Origin of the sequence: Paenibacillus sp. FSL P2-0121 (genome assembly GCF_037975345.1) — a bacterium.
Classification (GTDB): Bacteria; Bacillota; Bacilli; order Paenibacillales; family Paenibacillaceae; genus Paenibacillus_AQ; species Paenibacillus_AQ odorifer.
This window is the reverse complement of record NZ_CP150245.1, coordinates 6,559,537-6,583,398: the sequence shown is the minus strand read 5'-3', so window position 1 is coordinate 6,583,398 and position 23,862 is coordinate 6,559,537. Positions and strand designations below refer to the sequence as shown.

18 protein-coding genes and 1 riboswitch are annotated in these 23,862 nt (G+C 45.9%); of the genes, 15 read left to right on the top strand and 3 right to left on the bottom strand.

The genetic code is table 11. The annotated features are described in order from the left end of the window. Nucleotides 1–323: 323 nt before the first annotated feature. Entirely contained in the window at nt 324–3,497 is a 3,174-nt protein-coding gene (locus tag MKY54_RS29100) for an efflux RND transporter permease subunit (RefSeq protein WP_339188789.1), read from the bottom strand. A 115-nt stretch (nt 3,498–3,612) separates the two neighbouring features. Next, nucleotides 3,613–4,530, bottom strand: a complete 918-nt coding sequence (locus MKY54_RS29095) for a TetR/AcrR family transcriptional regulator (RefSeq protein ID WP_076123944.1) — start codon at nt 4,528–4,530, stop codon at nt 3,613–3,615. Between the two features lie 226 nt (nt 4,531–4,756). Between MKY54_RS29095 and cls the strand changes: the two genes are divergently transcribed. Continuing rightward, entirely contained in the window at nt 4,757–6,265 is a 1,509-nt protein-coding gene (cls, locus tag MKY54_RS29090) for a cardiolipin synthase (RefSeq protein WP_076123942.1), read from the top strand. 51 nt (nt 6,266–6,316) lie between these two features. Here the strand turns inward: cls and MKY54_RS29085 are convergent, their stop codons facing one another. Continuing rightward, the gene (locus MKY54_RS29085; RefSeq protein ID WP_339188786.1) at nt 6,317–7,852 is read right to left on the bottom strand and encodes a phospholipase D family protein; all 1,536 of its coding nucleotides are present in this window, start codon (nt 7,850–7,852) and stop codon (nt 6,317–6,319) included. Nucleotides 7,853–8,136: 284 nt separating this feature from the next. Between MKY54_RS29085 and fni the strand changes: the two genes are divergently transcribed. The 14 genes from fni (at nt 8,137) to glyA (ending at nt 23,626) form a co-directional block, all read left to right on the top strand. Then, nucleotides 8,137–9,276, top strand: a complete 1,140-nt coding sequence (fni, locus tag MKY54_RS29080; RefSeq protein WP_339188784.1) for a type 2 isopentenyl-diphosphate Delta-isomerase — start codon at nt 8,137–8,139, stop codon at nt 9,274–9,276. 36 nt (nt 9,277–9,312) lie between these two features. Then, entirely contained in the window at nt 9,313–9,783 is a 471-nt protein-coding gene (locus MKY54_RS29075) for a GNAT family N-acetyltransferase (RefSeq protein WP_232061473.1), read from the top strand. Nucleotides 9,784–9,952: 169 nt separating this feature from the next. Further along, nucleotides 9,953–11,320 carry a S41 family peptidase gene (locus MKY54_RS29070; RefSeq protein WP_339188781.1) on the top strand — a complete coding sequence of 456 codons (1,368 nt, stop codon included), beginning with the start codon at nt 9,953–9,955 and terminating at the stop codon, nt 11,318–11,320. Between the two features lie 100 nt (nt 11,321–11,420). After that, the gene (gene ychF / locus MKY54_RS29065; RefSeq protein ID WP_036681604.1) at nt 11,421–12,521 is read left to right on the top strand and encodes a redox-regulated ATPase YchF; all 1,101 of its coding nucleotides are present in this window, start codon (nt 11,421–11,423) and stop codon (nt 12,519–12,521) included. A gap of 233 nt (nt 12,522–12,754) precedes the next feature. Further along, nucleotides 12,755–13,831: a peptide chain release factor 1 gene (gene prfA, locus MKY54_RS29060; protein WP_036681601.1), complete on the top strand. Its 1,077-nt coding sequence runs from the start codon at nt 12,755–12,757 to the stop codon at nt 13,829–13,831. Between the two features lie 25 nt (nt 13,832–13,856). Then, the gene (gene prmC, locus MKY54_RS29055) at nt 13,857–14,810 is read left to right on the top strand and encodes a peptide chain release factor N(5)-glutamine methyltransferase (RefSeq protein ID WP_256716007.1); all 954 of its coding nucleotides are present in this window, start codon (nt 13,857–13,859) and stop codon (nt 14,808–14,810) included. A gap of 140 nt (nt 14,811–14,950) precedes the next feature. After that, nucleotides 14,951–16,135 (top strand): FtsW/RodA/SpoVE family cell cycle protein, encoded by a 1,185-nt coding sequence (locus tag MKY54_RS29050; RefSeq protein WP_076123938.1) that lies wholly within the window; start codon nt 14,951–14,953, stop codon nt 16,133–16,135. 531 nt (nt 16,136–16,666) lie between these two features. Next, a complete protein-coding gene (locus MKY54_RS29045) occupies nt 16,667–17,854 on the top strand; it encodes an FtsW/RodA/SpoVE family cell cycle protein (RefSeq protein ID WP_076123936.1) in 1,188 nt (395 codons plus the stop codon). Between the two features lie 83 nt (nt 17,855–17,937). After that, nucleotides 17,938–18,696, top strand: coding sequence for a stage II sporulation protein R (spoIIR, locus tag MKY54_RS29040; RefSeq protein ID WP_081382511.1), 759 nt, complete (start codon nt 17,938–17,940; stop codon nt 18,694–18,696). A 105-nt stretch (nt 18,697–18,801) separates the two neighbouring features. Continuing rightward, complete coding sequence (locus tag MKY54_RS29035; protein ID WP_339191304.1) at nt 18,802–20,163, top strand: L-threonylcarbamoyladenylate synthase; 1,362 nt, start codon at nt 18,802–18,804, stop codon at nt 20,161–20,163. Nucleotides 20,164–20,267: 104 nt separating this feature from the next. After that, complete coding sequence (locus tag MKY54_RS29030) at nt 20,268–20,840, top strand: manganese efflux pump MntP family protein (RefSeq protein WP_038573646.1); 573 nt, start codon at nt 20,268–20,270, stop codon at nt 20,838–20,840. 45 nt (nt 20,841–20,885) lie between these two features. Next, nucleotides 20,886–21,473, top strand: coding sequence for a low molecular weight protein arginine phosphatase (locus tag MKY54_RS29025; protein ID WP_339188774.1), 588 nt, complete (start codon nt 20,886–20,888; stop codon nt 21,471–21,473). A gap of 48 nt (nt 21,474–21,521) precedes the next feature. Further along, nucleotides 21,522–21,604: riboswitch (ZMP/ZTP riboswitch) on the top strand. A 74-nt stretch (nt 21,605–21,678) separates the two neighbouring features. Continuing rightward, the gene (locus tag MKY54_RS29020; RefSeq protein ID WP_076099682.1) at nt 21,679–22,263 is read left to right on the top strand and encodes a TIGR01440 family protein; all 585 of its coding nucleotides are present in this window, start codon (nt 21,679–21,681) and stop codon (nt 22,261–22,263) included. 115 nt (nt 22,264–22,378) lie between these two features. Next, complete coding sequence (glyA, locus tag MKY54_RS29015; protein WP_038573642.1) at nt 22,379–23,626, top strand: serine hydroxymethyltransferase; 1,248 nt, start codon at nt 22,379–22,381, stop codon at nt 23,624–23,626. The last annotated feature ends 236 nt before the right edge of the window (nt 23,627–23,862 follow it).

The following is a 23,862-nucleotide window of genomic DNA, read 5'->3' as shown; positions in this document are numbered from 1 at the left end:
TTTCACTAATTAGTTTAAGATCCACTCCGCACATTGCCCACGGTACTTCGTCCACCGTCCAGCACCCACGGTACTTCGTCCACCGTCCAGCACCCACAGTACATCAGCTATCACTCATCACGTATTTTTCACCGCTCAACTCTCCCTTCTCACCACCCACCCTAATGGCGTTGAACAATTGGCACAGCACACAGTCTATTGGCTAAGGCAAGAATCCGCTGTGCAGCCTTTTACTAAAAAAAAAGAAGCTGCCTCATAAGTAGAATTCACTACTTTGGAGACAGCCTCTCGTTTGAGCCTATTTACTTGCTCACATCATAGTTCTAATCAATTACCTTTTTGCTGCGGAATTTCATCAGGAATTCATACACGACTGGCACTACTACAAGTGTCAGCAGCGTGGAACTGACCAAACCACCGATTACGGTCACACCGAGCCCCTTAGAGATAATTCCAGCACTGTTTTCAAGTCCAGTAACCAATGGCAGCAATGCACCAATCGTTGCAAGTGCAGTCATCAGGATTGGACGTAAACGTGTGCCACCTGCTTCAAGCAAGGCTTGACGCGTAGTGAGTCCTTCTTTTTCCTTATGAATAACGCGGTCGATAAGGACAATCGCATTCGTTACTACGATACCAATCAACATCAGCGCACCCATGAGCGAGGACACGTTTAAGGTTTCTCCAGCGATCAGAAGGGCAACGAGTACCCCGATCACTGTGAAAGGAAGTGAGAACAGGATAGCGAATGGTGCTAATCCACCGCCAAATGTAACCACAAGCACGAAGTATACGATGGCAATAGCCGCCGCCATAGCAATTCCTAATTGACCAAACGTATCATTGATCTGCTCGGTTACACCGCCGAAGGTAACAGTTACACCATCAGGCAATTCCATAGCGTCTATTTTTTCTTTCACGCTGTTCGAAGCGCTATTCACGTCACTCGAAATAATTTCGGCAGTAACATCTACCTTCATTTTACCGTCCATACGAGTAATCGAGTCAGGGGAGGAGCCATTTTCAATTTTAGCGACTTGCCCGATTGGCACGGAGATGCCTAGTGGGGAAGTCAAAGTAGCCTCTTCCATTTCTTTAATACTCTTGTACGTTTCTTTATCTGTTTCGATATAGACTTTGTAGTTCTTGCCGTCCAATTCTACTTCTGTGAGCACTGGACGTGTGCCTGCTGGACTCAGCTTCATCGCAATTTGTCCGGCTGTAAGTCCAAGGGAGCTAAGCTTCTGTTGATCCGCTACAATCGTATATTGATCGTAAGCTTCCTTGAGACTTGTTTCTGCGTCTTTGAAATTAGTGGTGTCAGCCTGTACGATTGAGGCAATCTCATCCGCGACTGGCTTCAGCTGATCCAGTTCATCTCCGAATACATTCACGGTCAGAGTGCTTCCACCCATGCCTCCACTCATCAGAGCGGACATGTCACCCCATACACCATCTGGCACTTCTGCGGTCAAACCTTCAATAAGCTTCTCTTTAACAGCTTCAAAATCAGGAGTGTCACTATCATAAACGATGAAAAATAGTCCTGAATTGCTGGATCCACCCATACCCATCGGGCTTCCGCCGCCAATGGAATATTGCATTTTGTCTATATGCTTCTGCGCTAAAATGTATTTTTCAGCTTTCAGACCTTGCTCTTGAACTTCCTCAATCCGTTGTCCAGCCTTTGGTGAATAAGTAAGCATTACGGTTTTATCCTCTTGGGATGGCATAAAGCTTACACCAATAGGTTTGATTAAGAACAAGCTGCCTGCAAGGAGAAGAACGGCAACTCCAAACGTAACGAGCTTATGAGAAAGGCACCAGTTCAGAATCTTTTGATAACCAGCAGAAAGTTTGTCTGGTTTCTCGCTGTGAGTTTTTTTACCTTTCAATCCATTACGGAACAACGAGTGAGCCATTGCAGGAACTAGGGTAATCGCAACTACTAATGAAGCGAGCAGGGCGAAGACCATGGTTAGAGCGAAAGGCAAGAACAGCTCACCAACCATACCACTAACCAAAGCAAGTGGTAAGAACACCGCGATGGTTACAATTGTAGAGGACATGATAGGCACGAACATTTCACGTGTGGCCGCACTGATTAATTCTCTGCCCTTCAGCTTCTCACCAGATAAGGAGAGTCGTCGATATATGTTCTCTATGACTACAATCGAGTCATCGACTACCCGCCCGATCGCGACCGTCATCGCTCCTAGTGTCATCATATTAAGCGTAATGTCCATCTGCCGCAGACACAGCACTGCGATCAGCAGGGATAATGGAATAGAGATGATGGAAATAATCGTCGAACGAATATTCCTCAGGAACACCAAAATGATAATTACTGCGAATAAGGCACCAAATACCGCTTTGGACAACATCGTATTTACGGAGTCCTCAATGGGCTTCCCTTGGTCAAGTAGAACAGTAAGGTCTATACCTTTATATTGTGCTTTTAATTCTTCAGTTTTGTCTTTAACGCCATTTACAACATCAACAGTGTTGGCATCATTGGCTTTGACAATCTGAATACCGATCGATTCTTTACCATTTGTACGTGAGATGGATTCGGAATTGCCCACAACCTCAATCGTGGCCAGCTCTCCGAGCTTCACGGTTGGAAGTCCCATACTTGCAGCTCCGCCAGTAGCTATATTTCCAGCGCCTGCGCCAGCAGCTCCGTTAGCAGCACCAGCATCAATGCCGGCAGCTCCAGTAGCTCCAGCACCAGCAGCGTTAGCGCCAGTTGGCATTACCGGAATGGTTACATTTTTAAGATCCTCAACGGTAGTGATGTTGCCGTCCACGACAACTGCCTTTTGAGCTTTGTCCATTTCGAACAATCCTAGTGGAACACGGAGGGAAGAGCCTTGAATGATACCTTTAACGGTATCTTCGGTCAGTCCATATTGGCTGAGCTTATCTTGATTGAATTTAAGTGATACTTCTTTGACGTATTGACCAGAGATTTGAATAGAAGCGACACCCTCAACATCCTCTAGGGCCGGGCGAATATCGTTCTCAGCAATACGGGTCAGTTCCTCAAGATCCTGGGTATCCCCGTTAGAAAGACTGAGGGAGACAACAGGCATTGAGCTAAGACTAAAGCGGGAAATGGAAGGCTTCTGCACATTGTCAGGTAATGAGACTTCATTTAGTGATTCGCGCACTGCTGCTGTAGCATTATCCAGATTTGTTCCATAATCGAATTCAATTTGGATGCTGGAGGCATTCTCCAGAGAAGTGGAGGTGATCGTCTTTACACCATCCACATTGCGGAGCTTTTGCTCCAACGGTTTGCTGACATCATTAACGACGCCTTCTGGTGCGGCCCCCGGATAAATGGTTGTTACGCTAAGATAGGGTATACTAATATTAGGCAAGGTTTCTTGCTTCATCGTCAGTCCGCTATATAAACCGGCAAACACAATAATTATCGTCAGAAGCCAAATGGCAAATTTGTTCCTGAGCGAGAAATTAATTAAGCTTTTCATAAGTTTCGTTTCTGCTCCTCTCGGCCCTTTTCTTTACGAAATAAGGCGCCATTATAAAAAATCATAATACTCACTATCCATGACTTTCTCTCTACCGAACTCTTCTTAGAGTCAATTAACGAAATACACATGAATTGTGCGGAATTGAGGCAATTAGCTTCCTCAGCTCTTCCAATTCTGCTGTGAGCTCAGAGCAGGATTGGAGGTTGGACAGCATCCCCTGAATGATTGCTTTTCGTGGGTGAGGGATAAGCACTTCACCTTCCAGAATGTTGAGCGATTCCAGCAGATCGGCTGCTTCTTCGGATGTTATACTATCTAGTTTACTGATCGCAGTCTTCATTTCTTTAATGAGCTGTAATGGATTTTTTCGTTTGTTCTCCTCATTCTCCGCCATCCAGTTTGCTAAAGTAGCAGAGTTGATTAGCGGAGCCTGTTTACTAGTAAGCAAGCCAGACACGATCATATCCATTAAATTCATTAGATGATCTGCCATATCGGCAATAGGTACCTGCGTATCCTTACGAAAAATAACCGCAATATAAGATTTGATGAGACCATGTCCGATCATACATAAATCTCCGGTATAGGGAACGACGTCTTTTCCGTAGAGTAACTCCATTTTTACCTGGAACCATCTTAAGAAGGAAGCGTTGTTTCTACGCAGCCAGTCTGGGACTTCAGTATCAAATCCTTTGCCCGCAACCTCCTGAATTTGACGCTGCAAGAACTCGCGTAATTCGTACACATGACTTAGCAGAATTTCTATCTGATTCCTAAGCTTCTCACGTGGTGTTCGTCGGGTTTCCTGTTCTTCACGTAACAAGGGATCCCGAATCATCCGATAACAATAAAGGAAGATACTGCGCTCCAGCTCTTCTTTTGATTTAAATACCAGATATAAACTGCCCTTCGAAATCCCGCATAATTCAGCTATCTCTTGCATGGATGTGGACGAGGAGCCTTTTACAGCGAATAACTGCATAGCAATCTTAATAATCTGCTCCTGCTTATCAACAGTTTTATCATTCATTAAAGGATTAACCTCCTTTCTGACTACCCGGTTCTATAATTGACTAGTTGGTCAGAATAATTATATTCTATACAACCAGGCATTACAAATATCGGAACAGAAGGGTTACAGTTTTGTCGTAAATAGACTTTAAACAGTAATTTGCTAGGAAGAAATGTGTTCTTCATGTAATATATAAAATGTGTCAATTTCGTGTTGCTTGTATGAATAAGAAGGTAGGTAGAGTATGAGAAGAGGACTTCAATCTATAATTATCATTGGGGCATTCATAGCATTTTATTATTTTGGTTTCGGCATTTTTGGGAGTACTGCGGGAACGATTATTAGTATCTTCTCCACTCTGACAGTCATTTCGATTAGCTTGGCTATTTTTATGGAGAACCGTAATCCTTCTACAACAATGTCATGGATCTTATTGCTTGCGTTGATCCCGGTGCTGGGACTGGTCTTCTATTTTCTATTTGGGCAAAATGTGTTCAAACGCCGTAAATATGATAAAAAGGCACAAAGAGACCTTATGGCCTACGAAAGAATTGAGAATGACGCTTTACGTACGCACCAAGATTGGTCAGTCTTTGATCCCTCGCGCCAAAAACTGCTGCTGTTATCCAAAACTTTAGCACGTACTCCTATTTCCTTTGCATCAGAAACACGTATCCTCACTAATGGTGAAGAGACGTTTGGTACGTTATTGTTGGAGCTCCGTCAAGCTAAACATCACATTCATATGGAGTATTACATCTTCCGGGCGGACCACATTGGAACACGCATTAAACAAATTCTGATCGATAAAGCTCGCGCCGGTGTTGCAGTCAGATTTATGTATGATGCCGTTGGCAGTTTTCAGCTTTCCAAAGCTTTTTTGAAGGAAATGAGTGATGCCGGGGTTCAGGTGGCTTCGTACGGAAATTCAACATCCTTTTTTTCCAGTCGTGTGAATTACCGGAATCACCGTAAGATTGTTGTGATCGACGGTGATGTCGGATTCATGGGGGGTCTCAATGTAGGCGATGAATATTTAAGCCGCAGTAAGACTTATGGGTTTTGGCGTGACACACATATGTTGGTTAGAGGCGAAGCGGTACGGACGATGCAAATTATTTTTCTGCAAGATTGGATGCACACTACGGGTGAAAAAATACTGGAGCAAGACTATCTCACTCCGCAGCTTCGCTTTATGACAGGTGATGGTGCCGTACAGATTATTGCTAGTGGGCCGGATAACGAACGTCGTGCGCTCAAAAACATTTTCTTCTCCATGATCACTTCTGCCGAGAAATCGGTGTGGATTGCCAGTCCATATTTTATTCCTGATGAGGACATCTTAACTGCACTGCGTGTAGCTGCTGTTTCTGGTTTAGATGTGCGATTGTTATTCCCGGCTAAGCCGGATAAATGGATTCCGTTTCTGGCTTCACACTCTTATTTTCCGGCGTTGCTGGAAGCTGGCGTGAAGATTTATGAATATGAAAAGGGATTTATCCACTCGAAGCTGCTTATCGTTGATGGTGAAATAGCGACCATTGGCACGGCCAATATGGATATGCGCAGCTTCCACCTTAACTTTGAAGTGAATGCACTACTGATTCAGACGGAGAGCGTTGCTCGTATTGTTGCTGATTTTGAACGGGATTTATTATCTACCAGCTTAATTGAGCATGAGGAATTTATGAATAAGCGTATGGTGATCCGTATACTGGAATCTGCTGCTCGGCTTATGTCACCGTTACTATAACCCAAAAACCACCGCAGAGGGTGTTATCCCTCATCTGCGGTGGTTTTTGCTTTAAAAAGTGGTTAAACCCAAGGTGGTCTGCAACCGGAACAGAATGTACTTGAACCAAGTTGCTTCCCCCTGATAAGCTTCAAGAGGCAGAGTATACTCATGGTCCTCGTTATTCCACAGTCGATTGAAGTAGGTTTCCATCTCGGTATAAAGAGGCTGATCTTGTTTTACAGATACCCACAGATTATTCTCCAGGTTGTAGTCATCCAGATTGCGTGTCGTAAAATTGGTGGAACCGCCAAGTATGATGGAACTTCCAGTCTGTTTGGCAATGAAGAGCAACTTTGGATGATATTGCTCTTTGGTCGTATTGTACCAGCGAATAGAGATCTCTCCGTTTGTACGCTTGTTCAAGTTCATGGCAACTGGACGGTTAGGAATGCCGATTTTATCACGGCCGAAGGCGTTCTGATTGGGGTCCAGTATCAATTTTACCGTTGCCCCTCGTTGGGTAGCCTCTACTAATTCATCGAGAATGGCATCATCGGCAAGGTAGAACATACCCACCCAAATGGTGTCACCCTTCTGCGCAGATTGAAGGGCTTGCCGTGCATATTTATATACCTTTCCTTCCGTTAAATAGCGGACCTCCATAGATTCTTCAGAGTGCTGATCCTTCTCTTTGGTGAAGTCTGGCTCATAAGTGAGTAGTGGCCCTGCATCCGAAAGATTGGCCGCGGCTTGTTCCGTCTGGAGAATATCAGCAATAATTGGGCCTTGTACTTCCAGAGCGATATTGGAATGATAGGCGCTGGCATCATGGATATTTCCTGAGGAGACTAGAGCGGTATTCTCACTAACAACTACCTTACGGTGGTTAGCCTTCACATTAAGTAGCTTCAAATAAGAACGTGCGGTAATATCCGGTCCTCCGCTGGCCATAAGATTGGGAATCCGGCCTTCGCCCGACTGTCCGAACCATTGAATAAAGGTACGCCAGACAGCGGAATAAGCAGGCGTAGAATCGCGTAGAGCATTTACATCGGTCAAAATCACTTTAATCCCCGCAGCCTTCAATTCTTCCAGAAGATGATTGGGTGCAGAGTTGTAATTGGTATTAACCTCATCTGTAATGAAGACGATCTCCATCTCAGGATAAGTTGTTTTTTGTAAAATAAGCTTGTCCGTCAACATTCGGCTGACCGGAGGAAATGACTGATCTTTATGGGTATAATCATTGAAAAGAAAGAGGTCAATCACCAAAAATTCTTTGGACTCCTCGATAATTTGTAGAATCCTCGAAAGAATCTGACTCTCTTGAGTGCCCGTGGCTGTACCGTCCGAATAGGTCAGGTCGTGCCAGAAGGATACATGATTGGTTTTGTATATAGGGCTTTCATAGGAAATGCCGCGGGGTAAAGGTTTGTGGGTCTGGTAAGTCATTACGCCGATTAGCCAGAGAATTAGAATGAAGACAGCCCATAACACCATTGTAAGGCGGCGTGAACCGGAACGTTTCTTCGTAGTTAAACCGGGAGAATAGTTTATTTCTTTAGGTTTATAGGGGTGAACGGGTTGCTGACGATCTGAATTCATGGAAGTTCCTCCTGAAATTATTGCAGAGCACTTCCTTGTGATTGTTATGCTCCGGTGTATTACCAACCTATTAACACCTAGTGGAGCGAAATGAAGCAGCCCAAATATCCTTAACAGTAATGAAATAACATTCGGCTAGCTATAATGAGTTTGAGCAATTAGTACGATGTTTATGAAATTAATGATTACGAAACCGGAGAATTGTAATCGCTAACCTCATATTGTAAATTCATCTGTAGGGATATGTTATAATAAATCGAGTTTGGAAATAGGAGGAACGCAGCATGAATCATACGCCAGAAGAGGCCGTGCCATATGATGCGACTAGGCAGTCTGGCGCAGATCATGGCAAGGACCTACCGGCTGCAGAGGCTTCTGACAAAAGATCTTTATTGCCTACATCGAAGACAGGCGAACGCAAAATTGAACATGTACGCCTTTGCCTAAATGAGGAAGTAGGTGGCGTCGGTGTGACTACAGGGTTTGAACATTACAGATTTCAGCATAATGCTCTGCCAGAGCTGAATTTCGACGATATATCATTGCAGACTATGTTTTTGGATCGTAAGCTGCGTACGCCGCTGCTCATCAGCTCGATGACAGGTGGCAGTGCAGCTACAGGAGCGATTAATGCCCGGTTAGCCGCAGCTGCGCAGCGTCGGGGTTGGGCGCTGGGTGTAGGTTCGGTTCGGGCGGCAGTGGAGCGTTCTGAGCTTACGGCAACCTTTTATGTGCGGGATCAAGCGCCTGATATTCCGGTTATCGCCAATATTGGTGCTGTACAGCTGTCCTATGGTTTTGGGATTGAGGAATGTCGCCGGGCTGTGGATATCGCAGGTGCTGATTTTCTTGTACTACATCTGAATGGCCTGCAAGAGGTCTTTCAACCGGAAGGGAACACTGGTTTTGCCTCTTTGCTATCGCAGATAGAGAAGGTATGCCGGGCACTTGAAGTCCCTGTAGGTGTGAAAGAAGTAGGCTGGGGCATTGATGGAGATGCAGCTGCACGTCTTTATAATGCAGGAGCGGCTTTTATTGATGTTGCGGGTGCAGGCGGGACATCCTGGAGTCAGGTGGAGAAGTTCCGCAGTGTAGATCCTATACGGCGGGCAGCGGCGGAGGCTTTCGCGGATTGGGGCACTCCAACAGCTGATTGTATCACAGAGGTGCGTGCAGTTTCTCCGCAGGGCGCTTTGATTGGCAGCGGCGGACTGAAACATGGCGTGGATGCAGCGAAAGCATTGGCACTTGGAGCTGATCTGGCAGGCTTTGGCCGCAATCTGTTAGGGCCGGCTGTCGATTCTGAAGAGGCGCTGGATGCTGCATTAGCACAGGTAGAACTGGAGCTGAAAATAGCAATGTTTGGTATTGGCGCTCCAGATTTAGCAACTTTACGTGGAACTTCCCGTTTAATACGTAAATAGGATGGTAAATATTGAAGCGAGGAAGTGAGTAAGATTATGATTAAACTGATCCATATGGATGAGTCGGCCTTTCAATTTTTCTTAGGTCAAGCTACCCGGGATTATGCGGAAGATAAGATCAGCGCCGGTGCTTGGGATCCAGAGATCGCGATGAAGCTGTCTGAGGAAGCTATAACACGCTCTTTGCCAAAAGGGCTGCACACAGATGGTGCTTATCTATATTCCATAGTAGAAATAAGCAGTGATGAACAGGTGGGTTATATCTGGTTTAACGTAAGTGAAGGTCGTGGTGGCCGCGAGGCTTTCATTTATGATTTTTATGTTTTTGAACCGTTCCAGAGTAAGGGTTATGGCAAGCAGGCTATGATCGCACTCGATGAAGAAGCCCGGGAGATGAATGTTACCAAAATCGGGTTGCACGTCTTCGGCCAGAACAATCGCGCATTTGAGCTATACAAAAAAATGGGGTATATCGTAACTGACATCACGATGTCTAAAGATCTATAGTCCATAAGTGTGAGGACCTCGAAAGAGGTCTTTTTTTTGTTGTTCTACTGAATTATTATGTAAATAATTGTGATAAATATATTTGATTTAGGATGATTAGGAAAATATGATTAAAAAATAACTTCCTGAAAATGGATTAAGTCATAAAGAGAGAAAAGGGGGGATTAAGGTGAGGCCAAGGACTGTATCGTGGGTGGTTGTTTCCGCAGTAGTATTACTATTACTGGTTAGCTGCAACAGTGGCGATTTACCAGGAAAGAAGAAATCTGAGTCTGAGCAAGTCCAGGCAAGTCCGGTTGCACCGCTAGCCTCTTCAGCTGTAGTTGAAGAACAATCGAAAGTAGCGTTGCCTTCATTGACAGTAGAAAAAAGGCTAGAGGACTTTGATTATATGTGGAAGATTATTGAGGAGAACTATCCTTTCCTAGAGGTGAATAAACGTCTCAATGGAGAGGATTGGCTTGCTAAAAAAGAGGAATACCGCAATAAAATAGCAGCCGTGAAATCGGATGATGAGTTTTTGAGACGAATGAGATTTGTCCTTAGCGGATTAAACAATGGGCATACGAATTTTATATCCAAGGAGGAATATCCTTGGTATCTACATACCTATGTTCAAGCAGGTTTTGGTTATGAACCTTGGATCGACGTGGTTCAACAGCCTAACGTATTGGCCCGTTACAACCAGAAACCTTTAGCGGAGCAGCAAAGCTCTAATGAACTCAATAATGATATGCATAATGGTGGAGATGGAGTAGGAGATGTAACAAAAAAGACTTCTGGGAATGTAAAAAAAGTCATTATAGAGCCCGATCGAATCGCTTATCTTGGCATGCAAAGCTTTGACGGGAGTCTCATGGAGATGGACAGCTCCGAGATCCATGATTTTTTAATAGAGGTAAAGGACTATAAGACCTTAATATTAGATATTCGCGGAAATGGCGGAGGAAACAGTAATTATTGGAGAATTCATATTGTTCCTCTGTTGATTAATAAACCTATCGAATATAATACATACTTCCTTTATACAAGAGGCAAATATGCGGAGACTTTTATGCAGGCACGTCAGATCACAGCCGGGCAACAACCTATTTCCGGCATCAAAGATGAGCAACTGCCTAATCTGCCATCTGAGGCTTTAAAGATGTTCAAGACATATAGAAAAATAAATGATGTAGTAACTCCTAATAAATCTGTTGGATTTAAAGGGAAAATCTATTTGCTGGTAGATAGCTCTGTGTATTCATCAGCGGAAGGTCTTGCAGCCTTTGCAAAAGGCACCGGGTTTGCAACGGTTGTAGGCGGCAGGACAGGTGGGGATGGACTAGGGATAGATCCGCTTGTTGTTGCATTGCCAAATAGCGGTTATGTATTCAGGTTTTCCTTTGAAATGGGTCTGAATTCTGATGGAAGTTGTAATGAAGAGGTAAAGACTGTGCCTGATGTGGAGGTTGATCCAGATAAATCTAAGCCATTACTGGACCAGTCGGCGATAAAAAAGGTATTAGAGCTTGCGCGTTCGGACACATCTGCTTGACATCCGGTGTTGCTGGCGAATATGTTCTAATATATAATGGTTTAGATCGTATAGCTTATTCGGATGATCAATTTAGCTGAAAATAGGAGTTGTCATATAAATGGCTTTGAAAGCTGGAATCGTCGGTCTTCCTAACGTAGGAAAATCCACATTGTTTAATGCGATAACGCAAGCGGGAGCAGAATCCGCTAACTACCCTTTTTGTACCATTGACCCTAACGTGGGTGTTGTTGAAGTTCCAGACGAACGTCTTGATAAACTGACTGAGCTGGTACAGCCGAACAAGACCGTACCTACTGCTTTTGAATTTGTTGATATTGCTGGTCTCGTGCGTGGTGCAAGTAAAGGAGAAGGACTAGGCAACAAGTTCCTGGCCCATATCCGTGAAGTAGATGCTATCGTGCATGTGGTTCGTTGTTTTGAAGATGAGAACGTTACCCACGTTGATGGAAAAGTAAATCCGATCAGCGACATCCAGACCATTAATCTGGAGCTGATTCTTGCTGATATTGAGAGCATTGAGAAGCGGATTGAGCGTTCCCGTAAGAATATCAAAGGCGGCGACAAGAAATACGCTCAAGAAGTTGAACTGCTAGAACGCGTCAAAGAAGTGCTCTACGAAGATAAACCTGCACGCAGTATAGAATTGTCTGATGACGAGAAGCTTATTATCCGCGATCTTCATCTGTTAACATTGAAGCCAGTGCTGTATGCGGCGAATGTAAGTGAAGATGAAGTGGCAAGTGCTGAGGACAATCCTTATGTACAGCAAGTTCGCGATTTTGCAGCTACTGAAGGTGCAGAAGTGGTTCCGATCAGTGCTAAGGTGGAAGCAGAAATTGCTGAGCTTGAAGGCGAAGATAAAGCTATGTTCCTGGAAGAGCTGGGACTGGAAGAATCCGGCCTTAACCGGTTGATTAAAGCGGCTTATAAACTGCTTGGCTTGTATACGTATTTCACAGCAGGCGTTCAGGAAGTTCGGGCGTGGACGATTCGCCGCGGCACCAAGGCACCTGGAGCTGCCGGTGTGATTCATACAGATTTCGAACGCGGATTTATCCGTGCTGAAGTAGTGGCTTACGCGGATCTTGTGGCAGCTGGTTCCATGAACGGTGCGAAGGAACGTGGTCAACTACGTCTTGAAGGTAAAGAATATTTGGTGCAAGACGGCGACGTAATGCATTTCCGTTTTAACGTTTAAGAAGGTTTAAGTGTACGAATGATAAAGGGGTCATCTCGAGCAGTGGGAGTTTCTATTGCTGGGATGATCCTTTTTAAAAATATAAGCTTTTTATTAAGGTATTGTGCGTACGGAACTGTAGCCATTTCACAATATCTTTGGTATAATATAAAGTCGTATATCTATTTTTATGACAGTACAAATTTGATGTTATATTTGCGAATTTGAAATTGAATCAGGAGAGGTGAATTCCCTTGTTGGACCGATTGCAATCCCTGGCGGACCGCTATGAGAAGCTCAGTGAACTGCTTTGTGATCCGGATGTTGCAAACGACAGTAAGAAACTGAGGGACTATTCCAAAGAACAATCAGACCTACAGCCCGCATTTGAGGCGTATACTGAATATAAGAGTGTAATGGAAGAGCTTGAAGCTGCTAAGCAGATGCAAGGCGAAAAGCTTGATGATGAGATGAAAGAAATGGTCAAGATGGAAATTGATGACCTTTCCAAACGTCAAGTGGAGCTGGAAGAGAGAATCCGCGTATTGCTGCTGCCTAAAGACCCGAATGATGATAAGAACGTAATCGTTGAAATTCGTGGTGCAGCGGGTGGAGATGAAGCAGCATTGTTCGCTTCAGATCTTTACCGGATGTACACTCGTTATGCTGATGCACAAGGATGGCGCGTTGAGTTAATGGATGTTAACGCGAGTGATCTTGGTGGATTCAAAGAGGTAATCTTCCTTATTAACGGCCGTGGTGCATACAGTAAGCTGAAATACGAAAGTGGTGCGCATCGCGTACAACGTATCCCAGCGACCGAATCCGGAGGTCGTATTCATACCTCTACTTCTACGGTGTCTGTGATGCCGGAAGCTGAGGCTTTTGAGATCGAGATCCATGATAAAGATATTCGCGTGGATACCTTCTGTTCAAGTGGTGCAGGCGGACAGTCTGTAAATACGACCAAGTCTGCAGTACGTGTAACCCATGTACCTACAGGCATCGTTGCTACCTGTCAGGACGGTAAGTCACAGAACTCCAATAAAGAAAAAGCGCTGCAAGTGCTTCGTGCCCGTATCTCTGATATGAAACGGCAGGAAGAAGAAGCGAAGTATGCCGGTGAACGGAAGAGCAAAGTAGGTACGGGTGATCGTAGTGAGCGCATTCGGACGTATAACTTCCCACAGAGCCGGGTTACAGACCATCGTATTGGCCTGACACTGCACCGTTTGGAGCAGGTTATGAACGGAGAAATCACTGAAATTATCTCAGCCCTTTCAATCGCTGAACAAGCTGACTTGATGGATAATATGGATAATGGAGAATAATGCTTTGAACGATGGCGTATATGTCATGTCGGAAGTCAAAAGCATCCGGGAAGCCTTTGCGGAGGCTTCTTCTTTTTTGAGCCGGAGCGGCTGCAATGAACCGCAGCGCAGTGCACAATTGCTGCTGGAGCATGTGCTTGGAGTGTCTGGCGCAGCTTATTACATGGCGCTGGCAGATCCTTTTCCAGCTGCGGTTAAGGAAGCATTTGAGGCGGGAGTTACCCGCCGGGGCGCTGGTGAGCCGGTGCAGTATATCATCGGCGAGCAAGAATTCTACGGGCGGCCTTTTGAGGTGACGCCTGACGTGCTTATTCCACGGCCGGAGACGGAGCTGCTTGTCGAGGCGATTTTACGTTACGGCGCGGAGCTTTGGCCGGACGGCGTTGTAACGCCGGGCGAAGCGGCGCTGGATAGCGCGGGCGGCGCTGCGGCCCGCAACGGAGGCGGCGCGGGGGACGTGCGCGCCGCAAGACCGCTGGCCGCCGTCGATATCGGCGCCGGCAGCGGTGCGATCTCCGTCACGTTGGCGGCGGAAGCGCCGGCGTGGCGGGTCTGCGCCGGCGATATTTCGCCGGCGGCTCTGGCTGTGGCCGAGCGCAACGCTTTGCGCAATGGCACAGCTGTGGATTTTCGGCTCGGCGATCTGCTCGAGCCGTTCGCGGGGATGGAGACGGATATTCTCGTCTCCAACCCGCCATACATCCCCGGCGAGGATATCGCCGGGCTGCAGCGTGAGGTGCGCGACCATGAGCCGCGCACTGCGCTGGATGGCGGAGCGGACGGGCTGGACCCGTACCGCCGCATGATGGAGCAGCTGACGCTGCTCCCGGCACCGCCGCGCCTGATCGGCTTTGAGCTTGGCTTCGGTCAAGCTGAGCAAGTCGCTGCACTCCTTGCGGCAGCGGGCCATTGGACCGAGATTATCACCATTAATGATCTGGCTGGAATCCCGCGTCATGTGCTAGGCATAACGAGATAATATTGCCTGCTATGCAGAGGGTTCATTTTGTCCGGAGTAGAGAAATTGTATTTTCAATCCGACTTCCTTTACAATAGAATTTAGCAGGATTTCTTAGGGGATCATAAAGAAAGCCCAGATATAGAGTAGGGAGGCAGAGCGTGCTTCAGAAGATTAAAAAGATTGATGGTGCTATTGTAGTCGTTCTGTTATTACTCATGGTGGTCAGCATCTTCGCCATATATAGCGTTACTCATGGAAGAGAGAAGCTGGACGGACATCATATTCGTATGATGATGTATTATGCTATTGGTTTTGTAGCTTTTATTGGAATGACCTTTTTGGATTACAGAATATTAGTGAAATATGCGATATATATTTATCTGTTTGGGATAGGGATGCTGGTGCTCGTCAGCTTTTTGGGCGAGACCAAAAATAATGCGCAAGGCTGGTTGACCCTGCCGGGGGGCCTGAGTCTGCAGCCTGCAGAGCTGTTCAAGCTGATATTAATTCTTTTTCTGGCAGCCATGCTTGTCCGCAAGAATAAGAGTAAGCTTCTGTTCTGGCGGGATGTTGTGCCGCTCGGCCTTCTGACCTTGTTTCCGTTCCTTATTGTCCTTACCCAAAATGACCTTGGGAATGCCTTGTCTTACGTTGTGATTCTTGCGGGTCTGTTGTGGATTGGCAATATTAAATACACGCATGCATTAATCGGGCTGGTCATCGTGGCTAGTTCTGCGATTGCGGGAATTATGAGTTATATCCATTATCATGATGAAATTAAAACCTTTCTTACGGATATTGGACGATCTCACTGGATTGAACGTTTTGATCCTTGGCTTGTTCCAGACAAGGCAACAGCCAAAGCCCTTTATCATACTAAAAACGCCAAGCTGGCGATTGCATCAGGTGGAATGAGTGGCGAAGGCTACATGAACGGCAGCTCCGTTCAGACGGATCGGGTGCCATATACGTATTCAGATTCTATCTTTGTGCAGATTGCCGAAGAATTTGGGTTTGTAGGTTCGGCGTTTGTGTTGCTGCTGTACTTTATTTTGATTCACCGGATGATTCTGATTGCGCTGGAGTCTAGGGATAGAGCTGGCCCTTTCCTGATTGTCGGTGTTGTCGCGATGATGTTGTATCAGATTTTTGAGAATATCGGCGCATTTATCGGCTTGATGCCATTGACTGGTATTACGTTACCTTTCATCAGCTTCGGGGGTACATCACTGCTTATCAACATGGCCAGCATTGGTTTGGTAATGAGTGTACGTCTGCACGGGCAAGAAGTGGAAGAGGATTTTCCTAAACCTACTCCTTATGCAGCTGCCAAACAGGTGTAACTACGAAATAAAATAGAACCGTCAGGTCCTTATTGTTTAATAGGGGTGCTGGCGGTTCTTTTTGATGGAGGACGGCTTCGTCGGATTGGTGTAATATAATACGGACCGTTTCAGGTAAGCAGGCTGGAAGCAATTCGTATTTGTATTTGCATTTGTATCATATTCGTATTTGTATCCTGACTCGGACTCAGATGCGCTTATACTCGAATATTAACTACGTATTGGATAGTATCGGACCGCAAAGACGTTATTTGATCAAAAAGACTGGATTTACTGCAAAATGGCAAGTAATAACGACTCTGGAGTCCGCAAAAGTTCCCGTGAAGCAATAAATCCATAAATAAAGTCTACGGAGTCCGTTAGGTTTGGATCATAGAGTAAAATCACGTCTGAGTGTAATTTTAATAGAAAGATATTTTATAGATTGGCTACATAAATTTGGAATTATATTCACGAATGTTCTACAATAGAAAGGAACGACTTTCCCTGAGAGAGGAGAGTTGAAACCTTAACAGAGTAAGGGGCTTGCAGATGCTTCAAAAGTTCAAAAGGATTGATAAGGTAATCGTTACTGTTCTGATTATGCTGATGGTGATTAGTATTTTTTCAATATACAGTGTAACCAATGGAAGAATAACGCCTCCGATGAAATTGGATGGATTTCATTTACAAATGCTTAAATACTATATTTTAGGTTTTGTAGTTTTTATTGTGCTCGCTTTTGTGGACTTTAAGATATTTGTTAAACATGCACTTTATATTTATCTCTTGGGCTTAGTCTTGTTAGTGTCGGTTAGTTTTATTGGTAAAGTAGAGAACGGTGCTCAATTGGGACTTGAGATCGGTGGACTTAGGTTTCAGCCTGCCGAGCTGTTTAAATTGGTATTGATTCTTTTTTTATCATCGATCTTAATTCGAAAACAAGGGTCTACCTTAACCTTCTGGAAAGGGATTGTTCCTCTCACCATTCTTACGTTCATTCCATTTGGTATAGTCATTATGCAAAATGATTTGGGAAATGCCCTTAGCTACATCGTAATATTGATTGGGCTTCTATGGATCGGGAATATCAAATTGTCGCATGCACTCATCGGTTTGCTTATAGTGGGTGGGATCGGCCTTGCTGGGATTTTGAGCTACATAAACTATCATGATGAGGCAGTCAAATTTTTTGAAGGCATTGGTAAGGATCATTTAGTGGAGCGGTTTGACCCTTGGCTGGTACCTGATTTAGCGACAGATAAGGCAAGCTATCACACGAAAAATGCCAAAATAGCTATAGCCTCCGGGGGAATGAGTGGAGAGGGATATATGCAGGGCAGCTCTGTGCAGAATAATCGTGTCCCATATACCTATTCGGATGCGATATTCGTGCAGATTGCCGAGGAGTTTGGATTTGTGGGGTCTGCGCTACTGCTCTTGCTCTTTTTTATTTTGCTGCATCGGATGATATTGATTGCTCTCGAGAGTAAGGAGCGTAGCGGACCATTTCTAATCATTGGAATTACGGCTATGCTGTTGTATCAAATTCTTGAGAATGTTGGAGCTTTTATCGGCCTGATGCCGTTGACAGGAATAACACTTCCGTTTATCAGTTATGGAGGCACGTCTCTTCTGATTAATATGGCCAGCATGGGGGTCGTGATGAGCGTGCATCTTTATGGGCAGGATGTAGAGGAAGATTTGCAGCTGCATAAGGAGCTGGCATTGAAGTTATAATTTTAATAGATTCATAGGTTTGCAGTCTCTTATCTCCGGGCATACTACTAGCATGAGAGTTAAGAGGAGAGGGGCTGCAACAAATGAACGATAATCATATGGATAAAAGAGATTCCTTACGTGTAACTTTTAAGTATACTGCCATTTTAATTTGTTTTTTTATGGTCCTCATGATGGCTTGGGAAGGTCAAAAAACCGATGCTGCAGTAGCTGAAGTATCTATTCCCCAAGAATCTATCCGGTTACGTATTCTAGCTAATTCTGACGGAGCGCAAGATCAGCTGGTGAAACGGCAAATTCGCGATAAAATTGTGGAGCAAATGAACCAGTGGGTATCCGCTCTTGAGGATCCACAGAGCTTGGAGCAGGCACGTGCTCTGATTAGAAATCATCTGCCGGAGCTTAACGCGTTGGTTGGATCAGAGCTGGAGAAACGGGGCATTGAATATTCCTATAAAGTGGAGCTGGGCGTAGTCCCTTTTCCAACCAAATTATACGGTGGCACCGTCTATCCTGCTGGGGAGTATGAAGCTGTTCGGGTCACACTTGGTGCGGGCAAGGGGCAAAATTGGTGGTGTGTACTGTTTCCTCCGCTTTGCTTTATCGATGCAGGCTCTGGAGATGCGGCAGCACCTGCTGCTGACAAAGGTACAAAAACAGTGTCCGCTGCTGGTGCGGATAACAGTGCTAAGGTGAAATCAGCAGCTGCAAAAACAGTGCAGGCTGATTCCTCGGCAGGAAGTGCTTCATCAGGAGAAACTGCTGCTGAGCCAGAGGTACGGTTCTTCGTCTGGGAGCTGCTGCAAAACCTTTGGAACTGGATCAGTGGATTATGGTCGTAAGACCCCAGATGTGTTACTATTTTATAAGCAGATCTATCACGGCTCCCTACAGGGGCCGTTTTTTTGCTAAGCTAAATTATATCTTCTAGAAAGCCTGTGATGAGAATGAATGAACACAATAATCCTTTATTCGCCGTTCAGCGGCGGAGTGGAAATAGAGATGAGACTGTATACTGGAAGTTGAATTCCGCTGAGGGAACGAACTCTGAGGTATTTCAGCCGAATGAAGCTGACAAGCTGGCGATAGCGGAGGCAGCAACAATGCTTCGTGAAGGCGGAACCGTGGCTTTTACAACCGAAACCGTCTACGGGCTAGGGGCGGATGCCCGAAATACGGCGGCAGTTGAGGCTGTTTTTGCGGCAAAAGGACGGCCCTCTGACAATCCGTTAATTGTGCATATTGCGGATACGGCAGCTTTGGACGAGCTTGTTGCAGAGGTGCATCCTAAGGCGGCGGCGTTGATGGCAGCTTATTGGCCTGGTCCGCTGACAGTTGTGCTTCCTGTTCGTGAAGGTGTACTGTCGCCCTGTGTGACGGCGGGTTTGGATACGGTTGGTGTGCGGATGCCGGATCATCCGGTAGCTCTAGCACTGATAAGTGCCGCAGGTTGTCCAGTTGCGGCGCCCAGTGCTAATCGTTCGGGTCGCCCGAGCCCGACATTAGCTTCGCATGTGATGGAAGATTTGGCTGGATACATTGATGGCGTCCTTGATGGTGGTGCTGCTGGAGTTGGACTAGAGTCAACAGTCGTGCAGGTACAGCCTGACGGAAAAGTTGCTGTGCTGCGCCCCGGCGGGATTACTTCGGAACAATTGGCTGCAGTGGTGGGAGCAGAAGCTGTAAGCTCAGAGCCCGGTAATGCTGAGACAACTGCTGCCGCTACCGCAACCGCTACTGTCTTGGCTGATTCGGGGACGACAAACTCTGTTATTGATTTCAGTACTGCTGAGCCAATCACAGCTAAAGCAACTACCGCGCAATCTTCAGCGGATTGCCTGAATGTTAACAATCGTGAGCCTTTCGAAAGGGCTTCCGCATCTATTGAGCAGCATGGTGCGGATGCTGCTGGCGATATTTCGGCGCCGCGCGCGCCGGGCATGAAGTACACGCACTACGCACCGCGCGGCTGGCTTGGTGTAGTGCGCGGCTCTTCCCCGCAGCGCGTGGCGGATGAAGCCGCAAGTCAACTTCAGGCGGCGCAGCTAAACGGCGAGGTCACGGGCTTGCTCCTCTTCGAGGAGCATAAGGCCCTTTATCCCGCCGACCCTGCCGCCTGTGTTCTTTCCCTCGGCTCGTTATCCTCGCCGGAGGAAGGGGCTCGCTCCCTATATGCCGCCTTGCGGTGCTTCGATGAAGCGGGAGCGACTTACATCTTAGCCGAGGCTTGCCCGTATACCGGCCTCGGCGCTGCAATCATGAACCGGCTTATGAAAGCCGCCGGCGGATCTGTCATCGACGCCGGATAACCACGGCATTGCTTTTTCGTATATGACTCCCATATGAAGTCATGAATACCCCCTTGTCCGCATATCGTTGTTGTACAAGATATTTCGGACTTGGGGGGTTAAGCATGGGCTTAGGAGATGTATATACCGAATGGGGGCAGATTGTTACCATTACTATAATGGCGGTTGCATTAGGGATGGATGCCTTTTCGCTCGGTGTAGGGATCGGGATGAAAGGTATTCGTCTGCTGCATGTTCTGCAAATGAGTCTGCTCATTGCTGTTTTTCATATGCTGATGCCTCTCCTGGGTTTATTGACAGGAAGTTATGTCGGACACCTGTTAGGTCAAGTAACGACTTATGCTGCTGGAGGTCTTCTAGTTCTTTTGGGCGGGCATATGGTGTACAACTCCTTTCGTCCGGATACAGGAAGCTCACGAGCTATGGATCATCGAACCTTGTGGGGGATGATACTTCTTTCGCTCAGTGTCAGTATTGACTCTTTCTCCGTGGGTGTATCACTGGGGATGTTTGTGAATGGAGTACTTTTGACCATCTTAGCCTTCGGTGCTTGCGGGGGACTAATGTCGATTCTAGGGTTGCTAATTGGACGGCATGTCAGTCGTGGTCTCGGGGATTATGGAGAAGCGCTAGGCGGTGCAATACTTCTGGGGTTTGGCTTGCTATTCATCTTTTGATACAATAACGGCATTAGAATATTTAATTTCATGGGGGTGCAAAACATGCTGCATATTTTATTCGTCTGCACCGGGAATACATGCCGAAGTCCTATGGCTGAGGGGCTTTTACGAAAGCTCGCGAAGGAACGTGGAATCGACCTGGAAGTGCGGTCTGCAGGTGTATCCGCCATTTCCGGTACTTCTATATCAAGACATGCTGCAGCTATACTGCAGGAAGAAGGAATTCATGATTCAATGGAGTCGTCACAATTGACAGGTCAAGCTGTCGCTTGGGCCGACCTTGTGCTGACCTTGACGGGTGGGCATAAGCAGCATTTGCTGCAGTATTTTCCGGATGCTGTAACGAAAACCTATACATTGAAGGAATACGTGCATGATGAAGATACGGTGACGGAAGATATCAAGGAATTGGACAGCCTTTACGCAGATGCGGAGTTGAGCTTAGCCCTTGGTGGTGAACCGAATGCAACGGATCTGCAGCGGATGATTGAGATTCGCCAGCGTATTCCGAGCTTCGATATTTCTGATCCATTTGGTGGCACGCGTGAGGACTATGAGCTAACTGCTGCTGAGATTCGCACTGCGCTATTCAGTTTGCTGGATAAGCTGGAAACCTTCCGCCATTTGTAAATGGTTGATTTTCAGTTCACTTTGCTTTAAGATGAAGTTACAAATAATCGGTTCCGATGTAACTGGCGACAAATGTGGATCAAACCACGATGGAGCATCGGAATAAACGGCCGGTCGCCTGGGCAAAAGAGCAAATCCGCAGCTACCTGCGGACTGCTCTTTTTTGTTTAAAATAAGCTTGTTTGAAGTTTGAGGAGGTAGAGTGATGGACGAAGTAGTGGAGCTATCATTAACTGAAGCCACCGTCACTGTGTTAAGGGAGTTGGCGGAGGCTGGTAACCTTGGGTCAGGCAAAATTGTTGTCGTCGGAGTGAGCACAAGTGAGGTTGCTGGTGTCCGGATTGGAACTGGTGGTGCACTTGAAGTTGCAGAACAACTGCTTGAAGGTGTTCGTTTAGTAGCAGCGGAAAAAGGATTTCATCCGGTGTATCAGTGCTGCGAGCATTTAAATCGTGCACTTGTCATGGAACGCTCTCTGCTAGAGTCACTTGGTCTGAAGGAAGTATCAGCTGTACCTATACGAGGTGCTGGAGGTTCGATGGCTACGGCTGCTTATCACGCTATGAAAGATCCTGTTTTGGCGGAAACGATAGAAGCTCATGCTGGTTTAGATATTGGCGAGACACTGATAGGAATGCATTTACGGCGGGTAGCCGTTCCTTTCCGTCCGACTCTACGATACATTGGAGCAGCCAGAGTGAATGCGGCATGGACCAGACCCCCACTAATTGGCGGGGAACGTGCGGTATATCGTGCTCCAGAACAAAGTGGTTCACAGTTTTGTGATTAACGAACTTTAGTTTTTATATTTTTTGCAGAAACGTAGACCTAAGTCTCTTTATGGCGGGCAAATCGTTTCTACTTAAATACAACATATCTACACACACTAGGGAGGAAATAAGAACATGGAACAATTGCGTAAGAGTGACCCGGCAGTACTGGAAGCGATGGAACTGGAACTGAAACGTCAGCGTGCCAACATTGAGCTTATTGCCTCAGAGAATATCGTTAGCGAAGCCGTAATGGAAGCTATGGGCTCCGTGCTTACGAACAAATATGCAGAAGGTTATCCAGGCAAACGTTATTATGGTGGCTGTGAAGATGTAGATATCGTTGAGAACCTTGCTCGTGATCGTGCAAAAGAATTGTTTGGCGCGGATCATGTCAACGTACAACCACATTCCGGCGCTCAAGCAAATATGGCAGTTTATCTGGCTGCACTTAAGCCTGGCGACACCGTTCTTGGAATGAATTTGGCGCACGGTGGTCATTTGACACATGGTAGCCCAGTTAATGCTTCTGGATTGCTTTATAACTTCGTTGCTTATGGAGTACAAGAAGATACTTTCCTAATTGATTATGATGAAGTACGTAAAGCAGCCTTCAAGCACCGTCCAAAAATGATTGTGGCTGGTGCTAGTGCCTATCCGCGTATTATTGATTTCGAAAAACTTGGCGCTATCGCCAATGATGTGGGTGCGCTATTTATGGTAGATATGGCCCATATCGCAGGATTGGTTGCTGCTGGTCTTCATCCGAGCCCGGTTCCTCATGCTCATTTCGTTACAACTACTACGCATAAGACTTTGCGCGGTCCCCGCGGAGGTATGATTATGTGCAGACAGCCATGGGCAGCTGCTATTGATAAAGCGGTATTCCCTGGTTCCCAAGGTGGACCTCTGATGCATGTAATTGCTTCAAAAGCAGTCGCATTTGGTGAAGCATTGCAGCCATCCTTTAAGACTTATGCTCAAAATGTAGTGAAGAACGCTAATGTTCTTGCAGAAACGTTGATCAGCGAAGGGGTTAACATTGTATCCGGAGGTACAGATAACCACTTGATGCTGCTGGATACCCGTAATCTGAACATTACCGGAAAAGATGCGGAAAAAGTACTAGATTCCATCGGGATTACTGTGAATAAAAACGCAATTCCATTTGATCCTACAAGTCCTTTCGTAACAAGTGGTATTCGTATTGGTACACCTGCAGTCACATCCCGTGGTATGGACGAGCAGGCGATGGTCACTATTGGACGTATCATTGCTAATGTTCTAAAGAATCCGAAGGATGAGGCAAACTTGGCAGAATCTGCGCGTCAAGTGGCTGAGTTGACTGACCAATACCCTCTTTATCCAGAGTTGAAATACTAAATCTTTGCTTCTAATAAGAAATGATTCTGCCTCCATCCATACCCTCTTCCGGGTTTGATGGAGGCTTTTTTGTTGCATATTGTTCACAAATATCACTGTAGGTAATAGATGAAATTGAATGAAATTAATCATGAAAGTTCATGGAACTTTCAATAAAATTAGTGAAAATAATGTGAATAGTATGAAAAAGCCAAAGTTGCACAACATAATCTAGGTTTTATAAGTGATTGGTTTCC